We start from the raw sequence: 23,728 nt of genomic DNA on the forward strand, positions 1-23,728 counted from the left end.
CCCGCGACCCCCGGCGTGACAGGCCGGTATTCTAACCAACTGAACTACCACTCCGCATATCTTGTCTGCTTCAACAACATGTCGTTGAATGCGGCGAGATAATACGGTTATGATGAAGCGCAGTCAACCACTTTTTTAATAAAATTGTCTGCATGCGCATTTGAATAGCAATCTGATGAATTTACAAGCATATTTTCGTCTTTTTAAGTCAATAAGAAGAAAAACAGTCTTATTTACTCTTTTTCTTCCTCCGCAAAAAGAAGAACAAAATAACCGATATCACTATAACCGCACCATTACCTACAGCAATAATGATAAAAGTTTCTTGTTCTTTTTCATCTTGTACTAATTTTTGAGCTAATAAAGCCGCGATTCTATCTTGCTCACCTTTATCAAGTAACTCATCTGTCGTTTCAAGTATTGTAGTTACTCCTTCAATATTCGTCTCCTCGACCGTATTAGGCTCATTTAAGCTTGTTTCTACATTAAAGCTGAACTCTGGTACCACTAGACGAAACTCTCGACCCGTTATGGTTTTACCAAAGGCACTAACATTTACTCGGTATAGTCCTGGCTCTGTATTGGTAATTATGCTCGTTCTACTTTCGCCATTTTCTTCCATAATAGAGAAAGGTTCAATTTGGCGGTCTGGAAAAGTAAACTTTCCTTGGAAAACTAAACTGTTAGGATCGACGAAAGTCGGATCTATAGATAATTGTAATTGATGAGGCTTATCGACATGGTCAGATTTAACAACATTAATTTCTATCGGTGTTTTATGTAACAAGATAGATTGTTGTCTTAACTCACGAGTTGCCATTGGGAGTTTCACCAAATACACCGGCTGCCACTCCCCTGGTGCGAAGTTCAAAATAAATTCACCAGTGAAGGTATTATCATTCGCATATTCATCTAGACCACGGCCATCATCACGAAAAGAGGTCACCTTAATAGCATCGGCGCCAAAATTTTCATACAGAGAGTTATTGGTGCTGTAAAAATTAACATCTAGTTTGACAACCTTTGTGAAGTGAGAACTGTTTATCGCTTCATCACCATTAAAAAGCCTGCCTTCTACTTTTAACGTCTCACCTGAAAAAGCAATCTCAGGTAATGGCTCTACCGCAATCTTCACATCAGAGACAACCAATATTTGACTATTTGGTAAAATATCACCGACCGCTTGCCAAGGCCCTGGCATAGGTTTTTTTATCTTAATCATGTCAAAAGTACTGTCATCAAACCATTGGACTTTTTCATGGTCAAACTGATTAACTCTTATTTTACTGCCATCAGGTCGTATAAGAATAATAGGAGTACTACCACTCTTACGATAAAATATTAGCGTTATTTCTTCTAAATCAGCATCAAGACGAAAGCGGTTATCAAAATAAGGTACTTGGTTAGTTATATTATCTTTTTGATAATATTCAACTTTACTTTTATTCAGCTTATTATCTTCATTAATATTTTCTATCTGACCAGTAAAGAGTGCTCCCGCATTAAACGGGACAACAAAAACAAATAAACAAGCAATAAGCCTTGCTACTTTAACTGACAGTAAGTTGAAACAATGAAACCTATTTATTTCCAAAGGGGATCCCCTCCTTTTTTAGCAATTACAGCGACTCGATCGGCATGTGCCTCTAATTCATCGGCCGAAGCAGCAATAACCTTTAATTTATTACGGCTCGAGGATATTCTTCTAATTGCATTACCATCGGCATTACCACCGTCGCCTGCCGATAAATTGAAACTTGATTGCTTACGCGTCATTTCAATATAAACATATGCCAGGAGTTGAGCATCGATTAATGCCCCGTGATATGTCCGATCGACTAACTTGTCTACTCGGTAAAATCGCGCTAAGTAATCTAAGGTCTTTGGAGAGCCCAGTTCATCTTTTGAGACTTTCAAAGTATCGGTAATAGTACAGATATCGTTTGTCATCGGTACTTTATCTTGGCTACGCCCCATAGAATTAAACAAAGAGAACTCATGGTCCATGAAGCCAACATCAAACTTGGAGTTATGTATAACCAGTTCTGCACCACGGATAAAATCAATGAATTCATGCACAACTTGAGAGAAAATTGGTTTGTCAGCAAGAAATTCATTGGTTAAACCATGAATATTTATAACCTCTTGCTCCATCTGAAAGACTTGGCCACGTTGATCAAGGGGCTTTACATACGCGTGATAAGTTCGTCCTGTTAATTGACGATTTATCATTTCAACACAGCCAATTTCTACAATTCGATGCCCTTCTCTGGGATTGATACCTGTAGTTTCTGTATCTAGAATGATTAATCGCTTATCTTTCTCTGAGTCTTGAGTCTCGGTTATATTATTCACTGATGAGCCTTTTTGGTAATATTTTTCACGGTTAACGTTTATCCCGGAATTCAGGTTTGATTATTATTTTTCGGGTAACGCTTGGGGGAATTCAGTTAAGTTAAGTTGCATTCGTTTACTGGTAAAGCATAACGTAATTAAAGCAAAGACAATCAGTCCTTGGCAAATTAACCATGATATTGAGGTCAATTGCCAATAGAAAAAACCAATAAGGTTAATACTAAAGTCAAAAATTAACGCCGCTACCAACATAGTTCGACAATAAGGCCAAATTCTTTTGACCCACGTTGCTGCATTGGGTCGACGGAAACTGATAATAACAACGACACATAAACCGATAAAACCTGAAACCAAGCTTAGAAAAAACAGGCTAGTTTCTGGGTATATCCATTGCATGGTAGCCACCCTATCTTTCATATTAGTTACCGACATAAGCCATACGAGATAACCACGTAAGACAAATAACAATACTAGATAAAAACGTTTAGATAATTTTAAACAATCAAATTTATCGAAGTCTTCAATTGAGTATTCTTGATACTTTTTAGGCATCTTTAACGCTCTCACTTTTTAACTGACGCTCTTGATGCAACAAATGATGAGCAGTAGTGATCGCTTTAACAGCCTTAGAGTTAAATTCTCGTGTATATAGCGTGTAAACTACCCACAAACTCATAATAACTAATAATAGAGGATGGAAGAACCAACACATAGCCGCTAAAGCAAAGTAATATGATCTTAATCCGTAATTATATGAATGAGCAGCTTGGTCTTGCACAATTGCCATTTGCTTCGCATAGGCGATTAAATTTTCATTTTCCCCCGATTCATCAAATGGCGTAGCGCCAATCATTACATTTAAAAATCCATATTGACGCATGGACCAAGTAAATTGGAAAAAAGAGATGACAAAAATAAAAGCTAATAACGTCAGTTTTAATTGTATTGCTAAGTGATTAACATCCGTAGCAAATGGCAATGAAGAAATAACCACCTCCAACGTTTCCACTTTGGCAAACAAAGTAAAAATACCGGCAAGAATTAACAAGGTACTAGAGGCGAAAAAAGCAATATTACGTTCCAAGTTGGCGAGTAAAGCCGCTTCTGAAACCCTTATTTCACGTGAAATAACCTCATACATCCAATGAATTCGATGTTGATGTAATGAGCGGGCAATGCAGTCCGTTGTCTTGGCTTTTTTTCGTGCAAAGACGGTATAACCGTACCAAGATACAATAAAAACAGATAAAGCTAAAATATCAACTAGGGTAAAGGGCAAGTTCAATTCCTCAATACATAACGGGGATAAGAAAAATAAGATTATACGCCAACAAATTTTATTGACCAACAACTTCATTTGATAGAGAAATAAGGTAACTTTTAGTGGACGCCATCTAGCTTCATTGGATTAAAGATATGATATTAACTAACAGTTAAAATAGTCTTCAAAAATAACTTGCCCAATTCACGTATTTTACAGAACTAACTAAGTACTTGAGTTTTATAAAAAATTGAATAACACTGGCAGCATACCCATTACTATTATAAGTAGCGGCATTTTGATAGTTAAATAACCATACCGTGATATAGGATTACCCATGAAAAATATTAAACAGTTAGTATTATTAATTGCCATATCTACAACACTTGCTGCTTGTAATAGCTCCTCTTCCCTCGCAGCGCCTGAAACATTGCCAGGAAGCTGGCTAGTCGATTCTATAAAAGGTAAGCCTGTCATAGCTAATAGTATGGCGAAATTAAAGTTTACTCCGAAAAATAATCTAAGCGGCTCTGCATCCTGTAATAACATATCAACCAGCTATAGTTCGAAAAAAAACGCTATAAGCATAGGTCCAATAGCAACGACTCGAAAAATGTGCTTGCCAGCGTTGATGGACCAAGAAGCAAATTTTTTACAAGCGCTTAGCAAAGTAAAACGCATTCAATTAGAAAATGGCCAGTTATCAATGTTCGACCAACAAGGCTTTTTGCAATTAAAAGCAAAAAGAGCAAAATAACAATCTCTATTGGTGTAATATCAGAAAATAAGCTTTTTATAACTTATAATGCTGTATAGCATTATAAGTTATAACAAAATATCACTTCTTTTTTTATAACAACTCGCTACTCTTACGCTATTAACGTAACTAATTTACAGGATCCAACAATGTCTAAAATTTTCGAAGACAACACTACAACTATCGGTAATACACCGCTAGTCAAATTAAACCGCGTAATTGGTGCTGAAAATGGCGCTAATGTTTATGCTAAAATTGAAGCAAGAAACCCAAGTTTCAGTGTTAAGTGTCGTATTGGCGCAAGTATGGTGTGGGATGCTGAAGAAAAAGGTTTATTAAAACCTGGTAAAGAAATTGTTGAGCCAACAAGTGGCAATACCGGTATCGCATTAGCGTTTGTTGCTGCAGCACGTGGTTACGGCATAACGTTAACAATGCCGAGTACTATGAGCTTAGAACGTCGTAAATTACTTATTGCTTTAGGTGCAAAAGTTGAACTTACCGATGGTGCTAAGGGTATGGGCGGCGCTATTGCTAAAGCTCAAGAGCTTAAAGATTCAGATCCAGAAAAATATGTTTTATTAGGCCAGTTTGATAACCCAGCTAACCCTAAAATTCATGAAGAAACTACCGGTCCAGAAATCTGGAATGATACTGATGGCAATATCGATATCTTTGTTGCAGGTGTTGGTACAGGTGGTACGCTTACGGGTACAAGTCGCTATATTAAACTGACTAAAGGTAAAGCGATTACTACGGTTGCCGTTGAACCTATCGATTCTCCAGTGATAACTCAAGCCCTTGCTGGTGAAAAATTAACACCAGGCCCTCATAAAATCCAAGGTATTGGTGCTGGATTTATTCCTGGTAACTTAGATTTAGACATGGTTGATGCTGTTGAGCTCGTTTCAAATGAAGAATCATTTGAAATGGCGCACCGCTTAATGAAAGAAGAAGGCATTCTTGCTGGTATTTCATCTGGCGCAGCAGTTGTTGCAGCCAAACGTCTTGCTGAACGCCCAGAGAACAAAGGTAAAAATATTGTAGTCATTTTACCAAGTTCAGCGGAGCGTTACTTATCAAGCGCACTTTTTACTGAAAGCTTTAGCGATAAAGAGCTTGTTCAATAATTAATTACTGAAATAATTATATTTTAAAAAGGCACCTCGGTGCCTTTTTTAGTAATGAGCAGAGATATTTAGCTTCACTTTAACAAAGTAATTACGTTATTATTAATTCATAACTTTAACTTTTTGACTTACTTTCAATGCACTATTTAAAAAATGTACTACTAGCACTGTTAATATGCTCAATCACGCTATTAACAGCGTGCGGTGAAGATAATTCACAAAGAATTACTACCGTTGATAACCCTGAAACCGTCGCGATTGCATTTTTTGACGCTTTATATAATGAAAAAAATGTTGAAAAAGCGGCCTCTGTTTGTAGCCCTAAATTGGCTCGCCTTATACTGCATTACCGTGCACCTGGCGCTGTAGCCCGCCACTTGTTTAATATGTCTTACGATAACGTTGAAATAAGTCCAGACAGTAGCGGTGTAAAAATACGAGAACAATTTAAAGGTACGGCGAATATTACTGTATATTTTGATGGTTACTATCAAGATAACAGGCTTAAAGATGTTAAACGACTCGCAATCATCCAGCGTGATGGTAAGTGGTTTATTGATAAAGTATTAAAAGACCCCTTTTAAACTTACCATTAACAATGACTGATAAGATAAAATAATGTTAAAAATAGGCATGTACCAACACTTTAAAGGTAATTATTACCAAGTACTTCATATTGCTAGGCACAGTGAGACTGAAGAATATATGGTGGTGTATCACCCCGCAGAGAACAAAGGCGATATTTGGCTACGTCCTTTAGCTATGTTTGATGAAACGATAGAGCGCGAGGGGAAAACACTAAAACGCTTCAGTTTCGTTAAGCCATAACACATTGATCAGTGTCGTTGGCAAAACAAATACTAAAGCGCAGGGTTTTAACCGATAGAGAAGAAGTGATGTTCTGTCCAAGGTACCTTTTTATGCTGAATGTCTGTCACTTGTGCTTGTTCAGGACCGTGAGCAAGCCAGGCAAGCATTTTATCAATATTCTCTTGTTCACCACACAGTAAAACTTCAACATCACCATCAGCTAAGTTACGCGCATAACCACTTAAACAATATTCAATGGCTTGTTGCTGAGACGAGGCTCTAAAATATACCCCTTGTACCCTACCCGAAATATGCGCAATATAGCTAACATTCATACATGTTTCTCTTCTTAAATCAGTATTATTATCAGTAAAGTTTGCACCTAAGCCAGTCATTGACTAAAATCGGCACAAATTTCTCTTTCACAGAATAAATGACCTTGTTTTAATACAGCGTTATTTATTCATTAAAAGTAAGTATAGACCTATGTCAGCAAGAATTTCTTTAAATGTTGGTCGTGAAAAATCTTTATTACGTAAACACCCATGGATTTTTTCGAAAGCAGTAAACAAAATCAAAGGTAACCCGATGCTTGGGGATACTGTTGATGTATTCGATAGTAAAGGTAATTGGTTAGCTAAAGGTGCTTATTCACCTGAATCTCAAATAAGAATTAGAGTCTGGAGTTTTGACGAGCATGAAGAAATTGATCGTGATTTTTTCTTTGCTAAATTGCAAAGTGCTCAAGCAAGACGCGATTGGTTTATTGCCCAGGGAAATTTAACTGGCTATCGCTTAATCGCCGGTGAATCGGATGGTTTACCCGGCGTAACTATTGATATATATGACAATTTTGTAGTATGTCAATTACTTAGCGCCGGCGCAGATTTTCATCGTTATACCATTGTTAACTGCTTAACCGAGCTTTACCCAGGTTGCCATATTTACGAACGTTCAGATGTTGATGTGCGTAAAAAAGAAGGGTTAGAGCCAGTAACAGGTTGGTTAACAGAGCCGCAAGATTCAACTGAATGTATCATTGAAGAACACGGCATTAAAATTCATGTTGATATAGCAACGGGTCATAAAACAGGCTTTTACCTAGACCAACGTGACTCTAGACTTGCTGCTGGTAAATTTGCAAAAGGCAAAACAGTTTTAAATTGTTTTTCTTATACCAGTACATTCGCATTACATTGTGCGGCAAATAATGCCAAAGAAGTGATTAATGTCGATGTATCGCAAGATGCTCTTGATATGGGTGAACGTAACCTTGCTTTAAACGGCCTATCCGATGCAAATGTATCTTTCGTCAAAGAAGATGTTTTTAAATTATTGCGAAGATACCGTGAAGAAAAGCGTACCTTTGATATGATCATTCTTGACCCACCGAAATTTGTTGAGTCAAAAGCGCAATTAACCGGTGCTTGTCGAGGTTATAAAGACATCAACATGATCGCTATGCAGTTATTAAACCCTGGTGGTTTATTATTGACATTTTCTTGCTCTGGTTTGATGGAAGCAAGTTTATTTCAAAAAGTTGTAGCTGATGCCGCGTTAGATGCAAAAAGAAAAGCTTACTTCGTTGAGCGCTTACAACAAGCAGCCGATCACCCAATTTCGTCTAATTACCCTGAAGGTTATTATTTGAAAGGTTTAGTTTGCCAAGTAGAATAGTAAAAATTATCACCTCATTTTTGAAGGGATAATCTTACAAAAAAAATAGCTAAAAACAAAAAGCCAGAGTTTAATCTGGCTTTTCTATGCTAATTAAGCGGAAATAATCCGTTAGTCGATCTCTTCAATAGTAATCCCGATGAGGTAGCAATTAGTACTTTCTTCCTCAATACGAACCACTCTGCCACTAATATCAAGTGCTTGTACCTGACTACTAGCTGAGTCGACTTTTACTCTTACATGGGTGGAAATGGCTAATGGATGCTCGATTTCGAATGCCATGCCCGTCGCACTTAAATCGCGACAAGTAGCAGAAAGTTGACTGTTTACTTCGTCATCTATCACGGTAACCATAACTTCACTATTTAACATCATGCGGTAAAAATCGCGCTTATCATCAAAACCTTTCATTTGCTCTCCCAAAAAGACTATTTATTACCTTATTATTTATACTGAGCAAAGCCAGTAGTGTCAACTAACTGCAGTAAAAAAATCACAAAACATCGTAAATTAATTTTTCAAAATAGCTGAAAACATTAACTTTTATCGTTTAAATTAAGAGAAACCCTTTAAGTGACTTAAAATACGCTTAACTGATATCGGTGCTGCCGTACCTAGGTTTTGTGCAAACAATGAAATCCTAAGTTCTTCAATCAACCAACGAGTAGCGAGTAACTCATTTTCTACCGGTTTATCTTTTCTTTGTTTACCCATAATAACTTGGTACAACTCATTCACTTTATTCACTTCAATAAGCTTTAATCTATCTTGATTAGGGTCACTTGGCAGTTTTTCTAAACGGCGTAACATGCCCTGTAAATAACGAATAATATCATCCAATTTACTTAAACCTGAGTAACTTACAAATCCTTTAAACACTAACTGCTCGCATTGTTGTTTAATATCACCATGCGACTGGATAACATTTAAAGGCACACTACCTTTCATTTTTTTAGTCACTTCATGACGTAACGTTAACGCCCGCTCAACTTTAATCGCTGCAGTTAACACACAATCAGCAATTTCAGCCCTCACATAATCACAACACAAAGAAAATTGTTGTTCTTCTCGAGGAAGTTGGTCATTATTTTGTTGTTTAGAAAACTGTTGAACCAAAGACAAACACGCCCCTTGAATACAGTCTTGTAAAAGATCACTGATTGAACCAAAAGGATTAAAATACAAACCCAGTTTGGCTTTATTCGGCAGTTTTTCCTGTAAATATTTTAAAGGGGTTGGAATATTCAATAATATTAGTCGGCTGATCCCTTTTAACATCGCTTCCTGAGCATGTTGCTCTTGCTCAAAAAGCTCAATAGCAACACTATTTTGATGATCGACCAATGCAGGGAAAGCTTTTATCGTAATATTGGCTATTTTCTTTTCATAACCTTTAGGTAAGGCACCAAAGTCCCACTGCGTTAACTCAGCTTGCTCAATGCCTTTTTCCGCAACTTTCTTAATTGATGCTTTCACTTTACCTTGTAGCTCAGCTTTAAGCTCATTAAGGTCTCTACCCTGCTTTAACAGTGTGCCTTTATCATCTACCACTTGAAAGTTCATCGTTAAATGCACTGGCAAAGAAATATCCTGCCAAGCATCTTCAGGTAGTCGAACACCGGTCATCCGCAATAACTGTTTCGCTAGCGCTTGTTGTAAACTTCCTTGATCAGCGGGCATTGCCGCGACACACGCTTGTGCATAATTAGGTGCAGGAACAAAGTTACGTCTGAGTGTTTTAGGTAATGCTTTAATTAACGCAATAGCCAGTTCATCCCGTAATGCGGGGATCAGCCAATCAAAGCCATCTTCTTGTACTTGATTCAATAAAGCTACCGGTACGATAACGCTGATACCATCGTCAATGTCCCCTGGACTAAAATGATAAGTCAGCGGCAAAGTAATACGATCTTGTTGCCAAAAATCTGGATACTCAGTAGCATTTAACTCATCAATAGACTCATTCAATAAAAAGGCTTTAGTAAAGTCCAATAGCTGACCATTTTCTTGTTTTTCCTTTTTCCACCAAGCGAGAAAGCTACGTTGACAAACAATAGTATCAGGCAGTTTTTCACTGTAAAAATCAACCAGGTGTTGTTCGTCAATTAAAAAATCTCTACGGCGCGCTTTTTGTTCAAGCTCTTCAATACTTTCTACCAATTGCTGATTTTTACTTAAGAACTTTTCTTTAATAACGCAGTCACCATTAACCAGTGCTTCGCGAATAAATATCTCACGACAAGTCGCTGGTTCAATGGTATTAAAGTTAATTTTACGTTTTGTGACAATGCTCAAGCCATACAGAGTTACTTGCTCAAAGGCCATTACCGCGCCCTGTTTTTTCTCCCAATGCGGTTCACTGTAATTTCGCTTAACAAGGTGCTGTGCAAGCGGCTCAAGCCACAAAGGATCAATCTTGGCATTCATGCGAGCAAATAACCGACTCGTTTCCACTAACTCAGCCGACATTAACCACTTCGGTGACTTTTTAGTTAGCGCAGAGCCCGGAAAAATAAAGAATTTCATACCGCGCGCACCTTTATACTCGCGATTTTCATCCTGTTGACCGATGTGACTCAATAGACCTGATAATAATGCTTGATGCACAGGTGTTAATGCGGAGTCTTGCTCACTTTCTTGTTCTTTATTTACTTCTTGCGCTTGTTGAACACTTGGCATAGAAAAACGGTAATCAATAGAGGTTAACGTTATCTGTTGCTCTTTTAAGGTAAGCTTTAATTGACTGAAAATATCTTGCCATTCGCGTAATCGAACATAAGAGAGATACTCGCGTTGACAGAGCTTTCTGAACTGATTTTGTGTTAAGTCCTTTTTCTGATCGTTTATATACTGCCAAAGATTAAGTAAGCTTATAAAATCAGATGTTTTATTTTTAAAGCGATTATGTTTCTCATCGCTTAACTGTTGCTTTTCATGAGGTCTTTCACGAGGGTCCTGAATACTCAAGGCGCTAACAATAATCAGTATTTGTTCAATACAGCCAAATTCAATGGCAGTAACCACCATTTTAGCCAAACGCGGATCGATCGGAAATTTTGCTAATAAACGTCCAGATTTTGTCAACTGTGTTGCGGTTGTAGACTGTTTACCTTTATCAGTACCTTTAGTAGGATTACCTAGGCTTTCAACGGCTGCTATTTCTTCCAATAAGCGAATACCATCAGTTATATTTCGATTATCAGGTGCTTCAACAAACGGAAAATTAGCAATGTCACCTAAATCTAGCGCATGCATTTGCAATATAACGGTGGCTAAATTGGTACGTAAAATTTCAGGATCAGTAAATTCAGGCCGACTTGTATAATCATCTTCTGAATATAAACGAATACAAATACCTTCAGACACACGTCCACAACGACCAGAGCGTTGATTAGCGCTGGCTTGTGATACAGCTTCAATAGGTAGTCGTTGTACTTTGGTTCGATAACTGTAACGTGAAATTCGCGCCGTACCGGGATCTATAACGTACTTAATACCTGGTACCGTTAAGGAAGTTTCCGCGACATTCGTTGCCAAGACAATGTTTCGGCCACTATGGGGTTTAAATATTTGATTTTGTTCACTAACAGTTAAACGCGCATAAAGCGGTAAAATATTGGTATGTCGTAAATTAGCTTTATTTAGCGCCGCAGCGGTATCACGTATTTCGCGTTCACCATTAAGGAATACCAGAATATCACCTTGCCCGCAGTCACTGAGCTCATCTACCGCCGACAAAATCCCACTGATAATATCAACATCTTGCGGTGATTGATCGTCCTCATCACTTGCTAACCGATCATTTAGTGGTCGATAACGCATTTCAACAGGGAATGTTCTCCCTGATACTTCAATAACAGGCGCCGGCACGCCGGCTTTATTGGAAAAATGATTAGCAAAACGTTGCGGGTCAATAGTCGCCGAGGTAATAATCAACTTAAGATCAGGACGCTTTACCAGTACTTGTTTTAAATAACCCAAAATGAAATCAATATTTAAGCTACGTTCATGAGCTTCATCGATAATAATAGTGTCGTACTTAAGTAATAACCTATCCCTTTGCATTTCCGCCAGCAAAATACCGTCGGTCATTAATTTAATATAACTTTGATCGCTAACTTGGTCATTAAAGCGAACTTTATAACCCACTTGTTCTCCTAATGTAGTGCCCAACTCTTCAGCAATACGATTAGCAACGGTTCTTGCAGCAATACGCCTAGGCTGAGTATGGCCAATTAAACCATCAACACCACGACCAAGTTCAAGACAAATCTTAGGTATTTGGGTAGTTTTTCCTGAGCCAGTTTCACCGGCAATAATAACCACTTGATTCGCTTTAATCGTGGCTGAAATATGCGCGGCATTATCTGAAATGGGTAAACCATCAGGATAAGTAATCTTGGGTAAGTTTTTAATTTTTTGCTGTTTATCTTGAATTGATTTGAGAATATGTAGGTGTAACGGCTCAACCAATTTAATTTGTTTTGCTGATAATGGCAAAGTCGCTAATTCAACGGCTGACTTCCCCCTTGCCTCTTGGGCAATTGTTTTTTTGAGGTTCATTAACCTTTTTTTAAAGCGTACTGCATCACAATTTTTTGCTTGTGGCAGTAATTCAAAAAGGGTTTGTATATGAGAAAATGAGGTAATAGCAGAATCAATCGAAACAGACAAAACAAACTCGGATAGAAAATAAAAAGAATATTTTAACAGTAATACATTATAAATACAGCGAGTAAAGCATTATAAATAGTCGCTTAAACACACAAAAGGAGCTTCCAAGCTCCTTTACAAATTAATAAGACTAGGTTGCCTTATCATTTCAGTGCAAAATATTATACTGCGGCATGTTCCTTCTCAATAGAGGTTCTTGCTCTACCGTATTTATAACACGCTTGTAGAACCTCGTTACGAGAGATAGTACCGAGTAAATTACCGTCATCATCAATCACTGGGTACACTTTAGGTTTATCTCTTATCATGGTTTGCCCCAACTCAATGATACTGTCGTAAGGTTTCACTGAAAGTACCTCTTTACGCATAATATCTTTGATACTCGCAACATTCTCATTGAAATATAGGGTTTCTAACATTTTCTTTAAAACATCTCCCTCTGAAATAAAGCCAAGTACCTTATAGTTTTGATCAATCACTGGCCCACCAATTTGTTTCGTTTTTAAAAAGCGTAATGAGGCCTCTTCAACGGACATAGTCTCGGTAAACGTTACTGGATAGTGATTCATATATTCTTGGATTTTTAGGCTCTGCATATGATTTTCCTTTTTAACCCTGACTAAGTTAACATTTAGTCTGTCATTGTTATAAAAACATGATCTGTATTAATGCTAACTGTAGGTAAGCCTTTGCCAAAAGACCAATTTATGCTTGTCTTAATTATAATTTTATAAAATTATAATTAAGTAGACATGTCTAGTTTCTTGAACAACAATAATGCAAGTGTTAATACTTATTGAAGGAACTCAGTATGTCAGCCAACTTATTTCGTTTTGTGATGCTAATCATCGTTTTCTATAGCTCAGTTTCCGGGGCTTTTTCCCATGACAAAGAACAAGTAAAACTAGACCAGGCTTGTGAAGCCGACAGACAAATTGCACTGAAACCGAGAAAAAGTGAAATTTATCAGGAATGTCGTCAAAAGTTTAAAAAGAGCGAATCAGCCTGTAAAAGTGAAGCCAATGTTTATAATGGCAACAGAATAAACGGCGCACCACTTTTTTATGAGTTACCTACTTGCGAGAAAGCCTTTATTTTTAGAAAAAAACACGCCGACCAATAACCTCTTCACTTGATAAAGGTACTTAATCTGTACGAGTTAAGCAGATAAATCTACCGAACGACCTTTGCGATCATCAGGGTCATTTCGCTTTGCCTCAGCCGCTGAATCTACTTGCGCCTGCCGGTTAACCTCTTGCTGCTGATCTTTTATCCGTTGTTCTTCTTGCTGATTAGTGACTTGCTGCCGCTGTTGTTCAAACACTTTACTTACAGAGCCACTACCTTCTATTGATGAAACCATTTTAGCCTCCTAAAAGCGTCAAATTTTGACACCTTATCTTTACGACCTCTGTATAATTATAGCAGCGTATTTCAACTACACTAACGCTGGCTAATCAACTTGTCCCTTCAAAACACAGAAGCTGCGATAAATTATCGTTATGATACGGACGACTCTAAGTATTTTTTATTTAAACGAGTAAAAACCCAAGCTAATACACTAGGAAAAATCACTAAAAATAGATATTTACCATAAAGTAAAGGCACTAATACTGAGCTAGCTATTAATAGGGCATAAAAACACATCAAGCTTTTATGTCGCTTAGCAAATGAAAAAGCGGCAACAAAATCCCCTACAACACCATAATTGTCTAATCGTGCAATTAAACAAGGTAATACCCCTACAACCATAGACAACATTGCAAATAGCCAGGCAAGAATAAAATTAAAACAATAAAATTCAAAAGTCATATCTCCCCGGCTTTGTGTTTTTATATCAAATACTTTCGCAAGAAATGAGTGTTGATCTACATATAAGCTATAAAGTGCAATGGCATCTGTCATCCAAATAAGAAAGCATAAAAACTGGACCACGCACACTAAGCCGATATTTGCGAGTAACGCGCTGAAGTGAAAAGTTTCACTTTTACCTTCTTTGTTCACTATCAATGGGTGTAAAACGAGACTCACCAATGGAATAAATAAAATAAAGCCCGCACAAAAAGAAATATACATAGTGGATAGATTGTAAGTACCAAGATAAAAATGAATAATTTGAGAGATAAAAAATATCATTAAACTTGCAAAAAACAGCAAACCGTAACTGATCATTTTCTCAGCTGACAAACTTGATAGGTTGAAAGACTCTGACACAATATTCACCAATAATTCATGTAATTAAAATAACTTGGAAGTAATATTATCTTAATTAATGCGGGTAGATATTGATGTAAGATAAGACAAAGCAAACCAGAGTTTATTCTAGTTTAAGTCAGAATTTTGAAAACTTACTTAGTTAGTAACTTGTTGGTATTATTTTCTTTGATGGTAACCTTTTTCCTCGTCAAATCTCGCACACCTATAAGGTTACCAACCAACATTAAAGCACCACCAATAAGTAACGGCATCTCAAAGGCTTCATTATAGAAAAGCACACCGACAGTAGCGATTAGTGGCAATCTGAAAAAATCGAGGGTAATAATGGTGGTCACTTCAGCATACTGCATTGCTTTAGCTAAACAGTAATGGGCTGATAGCGCACTTATTCCAATAACGGTAAGCCAAAGCCACTGTTCACCTTGTGGCCACACCCAATGTGATAAAGACAACAACAAGCCGATTGGGAGTTGAATAATGCACATGAAGAGTAAAATAGTTAGCGGTGATTCCGTTGTTGCCAAGGACTTGGTTGTGGTGTGCGATATGGCAAAACAAATAGCCGAGCCCAAAACCACAATAGAAGCATAATCAATTAAGGCGTATCCCGGTCGAACTATTGCAAGTACACCTAAGGTGCCAAGAAATATCGCCAGCAGTTTATTTTTTGTTACTTTTTCATTGAGAAAAAAACTGGCAATTAATAGTGTCCATATTGGCACGGTAAATTCTAAAGCAAACACTTCAGCCAGAGGCAGTAAGCCAATACCAAAAAACCAGCCATATTGGGCAATGAAATGGAAAAGATTACGGAACAGATGTAGTTTAATCACCTTGACTGGTAGCTGAGTCGATGTTGCCTTTAGCCGTTTACTTTTAAAGAATCGTGACTGGATAAAGTAAACACACGAAAGAAATAGCAGTCCAATAGCGCTTCGAATACATAATGACTGAGCAATAGTTAGCTCACCGCTTAATTCGCGTGCACCTATAGCTAGAATAGAGAATGATGCCAGGGCTCCTGACATCCATAAAAAAAGCCCCATCGTAGTTCAACTCTACTCATTACCCATAATATTATGATTGAATAATAAACAACATATTACATATCTGGCAATAGTTTATTACTTCAAAAGTAAAACATGTTCGTTACTCGATGAAAAACATCCACGATATCAATAATCGATGCGCTAATATCTAGTTTTAGTTATAACCCAACTCATAAATAGCGTTATCATCAGGCTCGTATAAAGCATCAATATTTTGTTTGCTGCATTCATTAGCGCTTTCATCATTTCGACTAGTTTTATTGGCATCTTGTTGATAAACATTCAGCATTTCCGCTGACATGATCATTCGTCTATTGCTCATATTAATTTTGTTTAACATATGACTACCCTCAACTTAATTATAACTTCGCATATTTGCGTTACTACTTAGGTACTTTGCATCAACAGTGCCAAAACATCAGCTAAATTTAGCTTTGATTTTTATAGTGTTTTTTTTAGTAAATTAAATTTAATGAGGAAATTATCATTTTGCAACACGAATATTGCAATTTAGGAATTTAGGAATTTAACGATGAACGTTATGCTTCTTTGTCATTATTTCAAGAGAAATAAAAAATGCTATACCTATAACGCTCTAAAATAGAGCTTAGGTATAGCATTGAGTTCTACATGCATTGAAATAAGTTAAGTTAAAAACTGACTATTAACTATGTCACGACAACATTGCTCTATTTAGCAGTACTGTTTGTGTTAGCAACTTTCTTGTCTGATGCTTTTAAGGCATTTTCATGCCAATACTGCCAATGCATATGTAACTTATCTTCAGTTAAATGGGCTGGTTGTAAATAGTCTTTATAGGTATAACGATAAAACTGACGCGGTTTATGTGGATTACTTTCTTCCTCTTCCGCCACATAACTAGTGTTATGTTTCACCAACCATAGATTGAACTCTGTTGAGTACTTTTCACCTGAGTCATCTAATAATTTTTTGTAACCATCAAAGAAGTCTGTTTTTAAGTAGTGTGCCATCTTTCTATAATCTTCTTGATGGTGTTCATTCATAAAGCGTACCGCTAAGTAACCCCAACGATATACTCTGTCGGTACCATCTTTATATTCGGTATTAAAAACATCAGTTAAGCTTGGCCATTCTTTAGGTTTCGTTTCATTAACCAGTTTAAAGGCTCTAGGGTTATTGTCTTCATTAGCAACATATTCAGCAAGTCCTTCAGACCACCACACCATATGGCTTGGAAAGTGATTAAAGGTATCGTATTTAACAAAACGACCATCTAAGTAATGTACAAACTCATGGTTTAAGTTCCAAACAGCAAACTCTGGTCTTACCCAAAAGTGTTCAAATGAATAGAAAGTAGCAATATTATCAGGATTTTGTGTGGTTCCCTCAATATACATACCACCATTATCGGTATTAATATCAAAAATTAGTTGTCCGAATTTATTATACTCTGCGTGATTATTAAAAATAACGACGCGTAATTTATCATTGAAATCATTGGCTACTGGCTGGTTATTGGTCGCTAATATCTCATGAAAATTACTTTCTTGAGATATGAGTTGCTGACAAGAATCATTTAACTGCGCCGGCGTCATCACTTGGGTTAAAATGTAAATTCTATCTGAGCACTCATGATTAATAGGTAATGCTTGTTCAATCGATGGTGCAATGCAGCGATCTTCTAGCGTACCCTCTGTACATTCAGACTTGCCACGAAAGGTATTGACCACATAAGGTATACTAAACAGCGTTTTACTTTGCTCTACCGTCACTTGTTTATTCGTGGTTAACGCAGCCCAAACACTATTATCAAGGGCATCCATATTACCTTCAACATCAAGTGATAACTTATCGTCATCTAAACGCTTTTGATCATCTGCTGAGCGTTCATAATATTCATTCCAATATTCTTTAGTATATAAATTATAATATTGCGCTAATGCCCAAAGCGCATGTTGCTTAGGCCAGTCATCACTACCTAAGGTATTATTTTTAGCGGTAATAAATTGCGTTAACGCCTGTTGAAGGTCACCATCACCGTGCACGGCTTTAGTAAATTCAGCGACATTCTTTCGTCGGGCTTCGTAAGGTAAAATAGCGCCCGCACGTAAGACTTCCCATAACGCATAGTCAATTGTTTTACCTTGTTCAGTACTTACAGCAGTGGAGCTAGAAAGATCCGCTGTCGCATAAAGATTAATTAACTGGCTTAGCGGCTTAACCTGCTCTTTGATAAAAGGCTGTAAAGGGGCTAGGAAATATAAGCGATACAAAGCAACAGCGTAGTTTTCATGTAAGCGTGCTGTCGTTTTGCTCACTTCAAAAAAACCAGCCATATTGTGCAGATTTACTAATGCCGTATTAACCGATTTTGCTGTTTGCTCAGGCCAATCTTTCTCGGTACCAAAACTACTATAAATTCTCAGATAGAAGGTAAGCTTCTCTAATTTAGTATTAGTTAAGTCACCTTTAAGCGCTTGGATTGATATTTCATCAGCGACCGCTTTTAGTAACCCCTGCTGGTAATGATCAAAGTCTTGGCTCCATAACTGGTCAATGTCAGTAGCTAATACTTGAGCAACCATAGGATTAACTGAAGGTATTGAGATAGACAGAGTAGATTCAGCAGCGTCGCCATTCTCGTTAGTACTGCAGGCAGCAAGAACAGAAGAGATAGCCATTGCCGCAAGTGACATTGATAATTTATTCATAGAGGTTTCTTTGTTGTTATAGTGAATAAAACCATTATTGCATACAATATACTGACATACACTAGCTAATTAATTCAGTGTTTAAACTATAGTTTATCGCCAAACCTAAACGGATATGACGAAATTCAAATAATTATTAACTGTTTAAAACTAATCAGGTAAAATTAATCAACTGAAAGATATTGTCTTATTAACTGGAATATTATGAATATTGTTTGTGCTAACTGTTTTACCACCAACCGCATCCCTGATGATAAAGATTATAACAAAGGCAAGTGTGGAAAATGCCAACAAGGCGTTTACTCACCTAAGCCAACAACGTTAACTCAAAATACTTTTTATCCTTTTATAGAACGTAATGACTTACCCGTTATTGTTGATTTTTGGGCCAGTTGGTGCGGTCCCTGTCAAAGTATGGCGCCTGTCTATGAAAAAATAGCCCAAGCGTCACCTTCGGTATTGTTTGCAAAAGTTAATACAGAGCAAGTTCAAAAAATTTCTGCTGATGCTAATATTCGCAGCTTACCTACTTTAGTGTTTTTTCACCAAGGTGAAGAAATTGACCGTATCTCTGGTGGTCTTAATGAAATGCAAATGAAGCAGTGGGTAGTTCAGTGTGTACAAAAGCTAAATAAGTAAGTTCTTATTTGAAATATAACTGCCTTTTCATCGTTACGGTAAAGGCATTAAATTTCCCATTCCTGCTATCTCTTTGGCAAAGAGTTGCCGCTTTATAAGAGCCTACTGTTCGCTTAAATTACTATGGAGCTAACATAAAACGTCAACGCTTCCATAGCCCCCCATCACAGCGCTCCAGCCAAGTTCCTAACCTAACTTTCCTCATTTCATAGCAACACAAAAAATGGCACAACCTATGCTATAGACATGCTATCAAAGTGACATTATTCAAAACACCAAGCTAGGGAAGCCTTATTATGATGATCAACAGCAATTACGCTCAACAAATAGCGCTAGCCAAATCTAATAATGCTGCAGTGGTAAATTTTGATAATAATTCACTTGCCGTTCAACCTATCCCTGGTGAAAAAGACACAGTGACCTTTTCTGATAAAGCTTTAGCCATGATGAATGGTAATGAGGTTAAAGAAGTTGCCCCTACCTATGTAAGACCTGAAACGGCGAGATCGCTTTTATCTAAAAGTGAAGCGAGGGATCCAGTAAAAGGAAGTAATGCTACTGAAAACTCGGTCGTTGATAATCGGTTTACTGAAATAATGCAAAATATATTAGATAAGCGACTAGGTATCGATCGTGAGAAGCTTGAAGAGCTAGAAGCTATGATGGCAGAAATTGGTGAGAATGAAAATATGAGCCCTGAAGAGAAGCAACTAGCGTTAGAGAAACTCGCTGAAATGCGCGAAAAAGTAATTGAAGAAGGAAGAAATATTCGCGAAGTAGCTAAACAAACGGATTGATAAGAAACTAACGCTAGGCTAATCAATAATCCTATAAATTTTCATTTATCCCTATGAGACTATTTAGATTGTGATCTTAACAGGGCCTGCTCTTCCTTATGAAAACTATCAAATAGACTATTACGGGCTTCAATAATCTCAGGGTGTTTTAACGCTTGCTTTAAGGCAAGCTGAATTTCTTTATCAGTGCCTAAAGTTAATGTTAAATAGAGTCCTTGGCTAGAGAACTCTGCCTCATCAAATAGGGATAACTGCTCTAGAATATTTAATTCATAACCTAAGGAAGCTAATTTACCAGAGACAGCGAAAGTAGTAGCAACAAATCGTTGTACCCGCCCCTTAAGCAGAGCGTTTAACGCTTGGGTTGAGTTTAAAAACTCAAAGACATTATCACTATGAAAATATTCTTTTATACTTTTTTCTCTATGCGAGTTTCTTTCCATTGAAACCTGAATACTCTTATTTTTAGGATCAATAGCATTTCTTTTTCTCCAAATATACGGTTGTCCTGTATATACCGAGGTTAACCAAATAAAGTTGGGTATTCGTTGTGGTATTTTTGAAATAGATAGGATGAGTGTATTAGGCTTTTTAGCATCTTTGACCATGATTCTAGCCCAGGGTTTACCGTTTAAACGTACTGCTAACTGAGCATGGGTAATTAACTTAATTGCAAAGTCATAAACAGGACCATAACCGTTACCATTCTCATCAATCATTTGAAATGGCGGATTATGCTCAAAGACAACTTCTAAAGTAGTTGCCTTTGATGGAAAATTTATCATAAAAAAAACAAGCAATAAAACTTTTATCATTCTACGCCAAATTATGTCAATACTGTTTCACTAAGTATAATATAAATTCAATATCCCATATACCTAACGCTTGAGATTAACCATGAAGACAGTTAATACTAAACTATCTGTTTAGCTTCACCTATATTGAGACAATAACCTTAACTGAGCATTCGAAGCCTAGAAAACTTACCTATTTAATTCAATCACGTGTTGCTCTGCCGATAAAATTAACTGAGCTAACGCACCACTCCGAGTCATTCGCTGGATTTCTTTATCAATGATAGGTATTAAATTTTTGTGTTTTTTATGAATATAATGATATAGAGATAGCCGTGCTAATGGCTTTTTCATAGCGACAACATTAGTTAAACCTAGGCGTGCAAGTGCTAACTTCCCATCAATGGTATTCGTTAACACCACATCCACTTTGTCACTAAGTAATAGTTTAAACATATCCTTGGTCGAACTCATATCATAAATACTAGTAAGTCCTTGGGTAATATTATTAGTGTGTTTCACGCCACGAATTTTAGTTAAACGAAACTTTGCGAGGTCTTGCTTTTCTGAAATAACAATATCAGATTTTCTCAAAACGAATGGCATCGTTTCCAAGTAATAATAGGGAGTCGGTACTCTTATGGTGTTGGGGTTTTCATCACCATAAGTCCATATACGCATTATCTCACCATCCTGCATACCTGAATTAGCAACGTACTGAGCACGCTTACCCGGTAAGGGACTGATGGTAATATTAATACCTATATTTTCATATATTTGCGTGAGAACAATACGACCCACTTCTTGCTCTATTAATAACTCTATTGAAGCGAAATTATAATGATTAGCTAAAGATGAATTTGGGAGGTTACTTTTAGATTTTATTGCTGATGTAGCGGCTGAGCTATCTTCGGAAAAGACACTTAAATGTGCAGCATGATCTACTGATGAAGCGAACGCTCTATTGTTGTAACTACTAAGAAGCATGAAACAAAGGCATAAAAAATATTTCACCTACTCTCCAATATATCTACATCACATTAAATAAAGATAGCATTATTAATTTTTTCTTTCTTATGTTTTATCTATAACTATTCAATCTAAGTTACACCGCGGAAATATTAATTGGACAAGTACGGTCTAGTAAATAAGGTTGTTGTTTTATTTGGTGAAGGTCATGGAAACTAAAGCGTTCAAATTATTACCCTGTATTTTCTGCACTATTGGCTATAACTGTTATGTTGCCGGACATAATGCTACCGCTAAAGGTTATCAATCATTGGCTAAATTTCAAAAAAAGAAGCCAACAGCGGAACCTATTAAAGAGTCAATTAAGAAAAATTAAATCAATTAGTTTGAATACTCGACATTACCCTTTAAATTTTAACTAAACCTTTACTACACTTTAACTAAAGGATAAGTAAATAAAGCTAAATGGACCATATTGAAAAGGAAGTGGATTAAAATCGCATACCATATTTTACCTGTGCTTAGATAAACCAACCCATACAAAAAGCCAGCCAACGTAGCTACGAGCATATAACTAAAACCACCTGAAAAATGCGCAAGACCAAATAAGAAGCTCGTCACTATAAGTCCCATTAAGGGATTTATTAGGCTTGTTAGTTTTTGCTGAATGAATCCTCTAAAAAAAACCTCTTCAATTACACACGTTAATAACAAATTATTTAAGGCGAACAACCACCACCAGCTTGGTAATTTGGGATCATATTTAATTAATGATAATAAAATGGCTAGGCTAAATATAAGTATAAAAATAAACACAACTAAGGCACTTAACTGCGAGCTATTGAGTGCTTTAAAAAGAGTGATCGGTTTTCTACTTATTAATAGTGCTGGATACAGCGTCAGAAGCAGAAATATAATCATGGGTTTATCAAAATTTAAATACAGTGAAAAAGGCATACTGTTGACGCTTTTTTCTACATTACTTAATACTTGCAGATTATTAAAGCCAGGTAATACATGGGCGGCTAAGGCAATACAACTAAGGATAACTAAACCCGTAATGACTGTTTTAACTCCTTGGTGCCACAAGTTATTTGAGGGCTTGTTTGATGGCTTATTAGACAACATATTTGACAACATATTTGACAACATATTTGACAATATGTTCGCATAATAAGACATGCCGAGTAAAAGCGTAACAATACCAAGACCCACTAAATCTATCGCGTTGAAAAACAGCCCGCTAATTAAAGTACAGACTAAGCTAAATGGCCATAACTTAGGTTTTACAAAAGCAGTAATTAAGGTGATGACTAGGAATAACCAAGGGTATATAGATGGGAAAAGGTCTTGTGTGAACAACATAGTATGGGTAATTAATATTATTTTTAGCTCAAGTTAACATAATGTTAGATAAGGTTGAATGTTTTAAATTATAACCATGTGACGTCATACTTAGAGTCGTAGCTTGTTATCACTAGTTTGTCATTTCATTGCTGAGATGGTAATTGGCGTGCTTATGAGTATTTTACCAACTAACGTTCGTCATCCTCGTGGTGTTTGACTGTCGCGGTGGCGACGGCACAGAAAGGGGAACGACCGCTCCCCTTTCCAATCCCCAGTGCGCCCAGCTCAGCAGAACATTCAATAACAAACTAGCGCAAACCACCATACCTGCCGATTTATCGTCCCTGAATAACGGCAACCCTCGACATCCATGTCTCGGTTCGAGGCTTGCCATTGCTAGTTGGTTATTTCATTGCTGAGATGGTAATTGTAGTATTTGGCACGGCTAGCAGACATAACAGCGGTCATCCTCGTGGTGGCTTAATCGAGGATCCAGACCTTAGTGAACTGGATTCCCGACAAAACACTCCTGGAATGACGTATTAAGATAAAAGCGAAG

At 37.0% G+C, this 23,728-nt stretch carries 25 protein-coding genes; 9 read left to right on the top strand and 16 right to left on the bottom strand.

The features are described 5' to 3' along the window. Nucleotides 1–229: 229 nt before the first annotated feature. The 4 genes from CXF85_RS07980 to CXF85_RS07995 form a co-directional block, all read right to left on the bottom strand. Nucleotides 230–1,594 (bottom strand): TIGR03503 family protein, encoded by a 1,365-nt coding sequence (locus CXF85_RS07980; protein ID WP_101228006.1) that lies wholly within the window; start codon nt 1,592–1,594, stop codon nt 230–232. Then, the gene (gene dnaQ / locus CXF85_RS07985; protein WP_101228007.1) at nt 1,585–2,355 is read right to left on the bottom strand and encodes a DNA polymerase III subunit epsilon; all 771 of its coding nucleotides are present in this window, start codon (nt 2,353–2,355) and stop codon (nt 1,585–1,587) included. The genes CXF85_RS07980 and dnaQ overlap by 10 nt, the downstream gene beginning before the upstream one ends. A gap of 63 nt (nt 2,356–2,418) precedes the next feature. Continuing rightward, entirely contained in the window at nt 2,419–2,907 is a 489-nt protein-coding gene (locus CXF85_RS07990; protein WP_101228008.1) for a DUF2919 family protein, read from the bottom strand. Further along, a complete protein-coding gene (locus CXF85_RS07995; protein WP_101228009.1) occupies nt 2,900–3,634 on the bottom strand; it encodes a DUF599 domain-containing protein in 735 nt (244 codons plus the stop codon). The genes CXF85_RS07990 and CXF85_RS07995 overlap by 8 nt, the downstream gene beginning before the upstream one ends. 319 nt (nt 3,635–3,953) lie before the next feature. On the opposite strand from CXF85_RS07995, the gene CXF85_RS08000 reads away from it, so the two are divergent. The 4 genes from CXF85_RS08000 to CXF85_RS08015 all read left to right on the top strand — a co-directional run bounded on the left by CXF85_RS08000 (nt 3,954) and on the right by CXF85_RS08015 (nt 6,331). Continuing rightward, the gene (locus tag CXF85_RS08000; protein WP_101228010.1) at nt 3,954–4,373 is read left to right on the top strand and encodes an META domain-containing protein; all 420 of its coding nucleotides are present in this window, start codon (nt 3,954–3,956) and stop codon (nt 4,371–4,373) included. 149 nt (nt 4,374–4,522) lie between these two features. Continuing rightward, nucleotides 4,523–5,503 carry a cysteine synthase A gene (cysK, locus tag CXF85_RS08005; RefSeq protein ID WP_101228011.1) on the top strand — a complete coding sequence of 327 codons (981 nt, stop codon included), beginning with the start codon at nt 4,523–4,525 and terminating at the stop codon, nt 5,501–5,503. A 137-nt stretch (nt 5,504–5,640) separates the two neighbouring features. After that, nucleotides 5,641–6,087 carry a hypothetical protein gene (locus CXF85_RS08010; protein WP_101228012.1) on the top strand — a complete coding sequence of 149 codons (447 nt, stop codon included), beginning with the start codon at nt 5,641–5,643 and terminating at the stop codon, nt 6,085–6,087. A gap of 34 nt (nt 6,088–6,121) precedes the next feature. Beyond that, on the top strand, nt 6,122–6,331 hold the full coding sequence (locus tag CXF85_RS08015) for a DUF1653 domain-containing protein (RefSeq protein ID WP_101228013.1): 210 nt from the start codon (nt 6,122–6,124) through the stop codon (nt 6,329–6,331). Nucleotides 6,332–6,378: 47 nt separating this feature from the next. On the opposite strand, the gene CXF85_RS08020 is transcribed toward CXF85_RS08015, so the two are convergent. Further along, on the bottom strand, nt 6,379–6,648 hold the full coding sequence (locus CXF85_RS08020) for an acylphosphatase (RefSeq protein WP_101228058.1): 270 nt from the start codon (nt 6,646–6,648) through the stop codon (nt 6,379–6,381). A 151-nt stretch (nt 6,649–6,799) separates the two neighbouring features. Between CXF85_RS08020 and CXF85_RS08025 the strand changes: the two genes are divergently transcribed. Next, nucleotides 6,800–7,990, top strand: a complete 1,191-nt coding sequence (locus CXF85_RS08025) for a class I SAM-dependent methyltransferase (protein ID WP_101228014.1) — start codon at nt 6,800–6,802, stop codon at nt 7,988–7,990. Between the two features lie 111 nt (nt 7,991–8,101). Here the strand turns inward: CXF85_RS08025 and CXF85_RS08030 are convergent, their stop codons facing one another. The 3 genes from CXF85_RS08030 to CXF85_RS08040 form a co-directional block, all read right to left on the bottom strand. Further along, nucleotides 8,102–8,401, bottom strand: a complete 300-nt coding sequence (locus CXF85_RS08030) for a PilZ domain-containing protein (RefSeq protein ID WP_101228015.1) — start codon at nt 8,399–8,401, stop codon at nt 8,102–8,104. Between the two features lie 144 nt (nt 8,402–8,545). Beyond that, nucleotides 8,546–12,622: an ATP-dependent RNA helicase HrpA gene (hrpA, locus tag CXF85_RS08035; protein WP_442871867.1), complete on the bottom strand. Its 4,077-nt coding sequence runs from the start codon at nt 12,620–12,622 to the stop codon at nt 8,546–8,548. Nucleotides 12,623–12,825: 203 nt separating this feature from the next. Further along, nucleotides 12,826–13,260 carry a CBS domain-containing protein gene (locus tag CXF85_RS08040; protein ID WP_101228017.1) on the bottom strand — a complete coding sequence of 145 codons (435 nt, stop codon included), beginning with the start codon at nt 13,258–13,260 and terminating at the stop codon, nt 12,826–12,828. Between the two features lie 215 nt (nt 13,261–13,475). On the opposite strand from CXF85_RS08040, the gene CXF85_RS08045 reads away from it, so the two are divergent. Next, nucleotides 13,476–13,787, top strand: a complete 312-nt coding sequence (locus CXF85_RS08045) for a hypothetical protein (RefSeq protein ID WP_101228018.1) — start codon at nt 13,476–13,478, stop codon at nt 13,785–13,787. Between the two features lie 36 nt (nt 13,788–13,823). Here the strand turns inward: CXF85_RS08045 and CXF85_RS08050 are convergent, their stop codons facing one another. From CXF85_RS08050 to CXF85_RS08070, 5 genes are all read right to left on the bottom strand, one after another. After that, the gene (locus CXF85_RS08050; protein ID WP_101228019.1) at nt 13,824–14,027 is read right to left on the bottom strand and encodes a hypothetical protein; all 204 of its coding nucleotides are present in this window, start codon (nt 14,025–14,027) and stop codon (nt 13,824–13,826) included. Nucleotides 14,028–14,164: 137 nt separating this feature from the next. Further along, the gene (locus tag CXF85_RS08055; RefSeq protein ID WP_101228020.1) at nt 14,165–14,878 is read right to left on the bottom strand and encodes a hypothetical protein; all 714 of its coding nucleotides are present in this window, start codon (nt 14,876–14,878) and stop codon (nt 14,165–14,167) included. A 134-nt stretch (nt 14,879–15,012) separates the two neighbouring features. Continuing rightward, on the bottom strand, nt 15,013–15,909 hold the full coding sequence (locus CXF85_RS08060) for a DMT family transporter (RefSeq protein WP_101228021.1): 897 nt from the start codon (nt 15,907–15,909) through the stop codon (nt 15,013–15,015). A gap of 175 nt (nt 15,910–16,084) precedes the next feature. Continuing rightward, nucleotides 16,085–16,270 (bottom strand): hypothetical protein, encoded by a 186-nt coding sequence (locus CXF85_RS08065; protein WP_101228022.1) that lies wholly within the window; start codon nt 16,268–16,270, stop codon nt 16,085–16,087. 349 nt (nt 16,271–16,619) lie between these two features. Further along, nucleotides 16,620–18,623 (bottom strand): collagenase, encoded by a 2,004-nt coding sequence (locus tag CXF85_RS08070; protein WP_101228023.1) that lies wholly within the window; start codon nt 18,621–18,623, stop codon nt 16,620–16,622. A 204-nt stretch (nt 18,624–18,827) separates the two neighbouring features. On the opposite strand from CXF85_RS08070, the gene trxC reads away from it, so the two are divergent. Both trxC and CXF85_RS08080 read left to right on the top strand, forming a co-directional pair. Continuing rightward, nucleotides 18,828–19,262 (top strand): thioredoxin TrxC, encoded by a 435-nt coding sequence (gene trxC, locus CXF85_RS08075; protein WP_101228024.1) that lies wholly within the window; start codon nt 18,828–18,830, stop codon nt 19,260–19,262. A gap of 296 nt (nt 19,263–19,558) precedes the next feature. Next, on the top strand, nt 19,559–20,059 hold the full coding sequence (locus CXF85_RS08080) for a hypothetical protein (protein ID WP_101228025.1): 501 nt from the start codon (nt 19,559–19,561) through the stop codon (nt 20,057–20,059). 59 nt (nt 20,060–20,118) lie between these two features. Here CXF85_RS08080 and CXF85_RS08085 read toward each other — a convergent pair whose 3' ends face one another. After that, entirely contained in the window at nt 20,119–20,844 is a 726-nt protein-coding gene (locus CXF85_RS08085; protein WP_157829043.1) for a transporter substrate-binding domain-containing protein, read from the bottom strand. Between the two features lie 198 nt (nt 20,845–21,042). After that, nucleotides 21,043–21,867 (bottom strand): substrate-binding periplasmic protein, encoded by an 825-nt coding sequence (locus CXF85_RS08090; protein WP_101228027.1) that lies wholly within the window; start codon nt 21,865–21,867, stop codon nt 21,043–21,045. A 163-nt stretch (nt 21,868–22,030) separates the two neighbouring features. Here CXF85_RS08090 and CXF85_RS22750 point away from each other — a divergent pair, with 163 nt between their 5' ends. Beyond that, nucleotides 22,031–22,198: a hypothetical protein gene (locus CXF85_RS22750; RefSeq protein ID WP_157829044.1), complete on the top strand. Its 168-nt coding sequence runs from the start codon at nt 22,031–22,033 to the stop codon at nt 22,196–22,198. A gap of 53 nt (nt 22,199–22,251) precedes the next feature. Here the strand turns inward: CXF85_RS22750 and CXF85_RS08095 are convergent, their stop codons facing one another. Next, the gene (locus tag CXF85_RS08095; RefSeq protein WP_101228028.1) at nt 22,252–23,187 is read right to left on the bottom strand and encodes a CPBP family intramembrane glutamic endopeptidase; all 936 of its coding nucleotides are present in this window, start codon (nt 23,185–23,187) and stop codon (nt 22,252–22,254) included. Between the last annotated feature and the right edge of the window lie 541 nt (nt 23,188–23,728).

Origin of the sequence: Colwellia sp. 75C3 (genome assembly GCF_002836255.1) — a bacterium.
Taxonomy (GTDB): Bacteria; Pseudomonadota; Gammaproteobacteria; order Enterobacterales; family Alteromonadaceae; genus Colwellia.

What these genes read in the sequence shown, in the direction of transcription:
- CXF85_RS08060 (WP_101228021.1), bottom strand. Translation starts at nt 15,909, where the DNA reads ATGTCAGGAGCCCTGGCATCATTCTCTATTCTAGCTATAGGTGCACGC.
- trxC (WP_101228024.1), top strand. Translation starts at nt 18,828, where the DNA reads ATGAATATTGTTTGTGCTAACTGTTTTACCACCAACCGCATCCCTGAT.
- CXF85_RS08030 (WP_101228015.1), bottom strand. Translation starts at nt 8,401, where the DNA reads ATGAAAGGTTTTGATGATAAGCGCGATTTTTACCGCATGATGTTAAAT.
- CXF85_RS08020 (WP_101228058.1), bottom strand. Translation starts at nt 6,648, where the DNA reads ATGAATGTTAGCTATATTGCGCATATTTCGGGTAGGGTACAAGGGGTA.
- CXF85_RS07990 (WP_101228008.1), bottom strand. Translation starts at nt 2,907, where the DNA reads ATGCCTAAAAAGTATCAAGAATACTCAATTGAAGACTTCGATAAATTT.
- CXF85_RS08070 (WP_101228023.1), bottom strand. Translation starts at nt 18,623, where the DNA reads ATGAATAAATTATCAATGTCACTTGCGGCAATGGCTATCTCTTCTGTT.
- CXF85_RS08040 (WP_101228017.1), bottom strand. Translation starts at nt 13,260, where the DNA reads ATGCAGAGCCTAAAAATCCAAGAATATATGAATCACTATCCAGTAACG.
- cysK (WP_101228011.1), top strand. Translation starts at nt 4,523, where the DNA reads ATGTCTAAAATTTTCGAAGACAACACTACAACTATCGGTAATACACCG.
- CXF85_RS08045 (WP_101228018.1), top strand. Translation starts at nt 13,476, where the DNA reads ATGTCAGCCAACTTATTTCGTTTTGTGATGCTAATCATCGTTTTCTAT.
- CXF85_RS08010 (WP_101228012.1), top strand. Translation starts at nt 5,641, where the DNA reads ATGCACTATTTAAAAAATGTACTACTAGCACTGTTAATATGCTCAATC.
- CXF85_RS08015 (WP_101228013.1), top strand. Translation starts at nt 6,122, where the DNA reads ATGTTAAAAATAGGCATGTACCAACACTTTAAAGGTAATTATTACCAA.
- CXF85_RS08000 (WP_101228010.1), top strand. Translation starts at nt 3,954, where the DNA reads ATGAAAAATATTAAACAGTTAGTATTATTAATTGCCATATCTACAACA.
- CXF85_RS08065 (WP_101228022.1), bottom strand. Translation starts at nt 16,270, where the DNA reads ATGTTAAACAAAATTAATATGAGCAATAGACGAATGATCATGTCAGCG.
- CXF85_RS08080 (WP_101228025.1), top strand. Translation starts at nt 19,559, where the DNA reads ATGATGATCAACAGCAATTACGCTCAACAAATAGCGCTAGCCAAATCT.
- CXF85_RS08025 (WP_101228014.1), top strand. Translation starts at nt 6,800, where the DNA reads ATGTCAGCAAGAATTTCTTTAAATGTTGGTCGTGAAAAATCTTTATTA.
- CXF85_RS08095 (WP_101228028.1), bottom strand. Translation starts at nt 23,187, where the DNA reads ATGTTGTTCACACAAGACCTTTTCCCATCTATATACCCTTGGTTATTC.
- CXF85_RS22750 (WP_157829044.1), top strand. Translation starts at nt 22,031, where the DNA reads ATGGAAACTAAAGCGTTCAAATTATTACCCTGTATTTTCTGCACTATT.
- CXF85_RS08085 (WP_157829043.1), bottom strand. Translation starts at nt 20,844, where the DNA reads ATGATAAATTTTCCATCAAAGGCAACTACTTTAGAAGTTGTCTTTGAG.
- CXF85_RS08050 (WP_101228019.1), bottom strand. Translation starts at nt 14,027, where the DNA reads ATGGTTTCATCAATAGAAGGTAGTGGCTCTGTAAGTAAAGTGTTTGAA.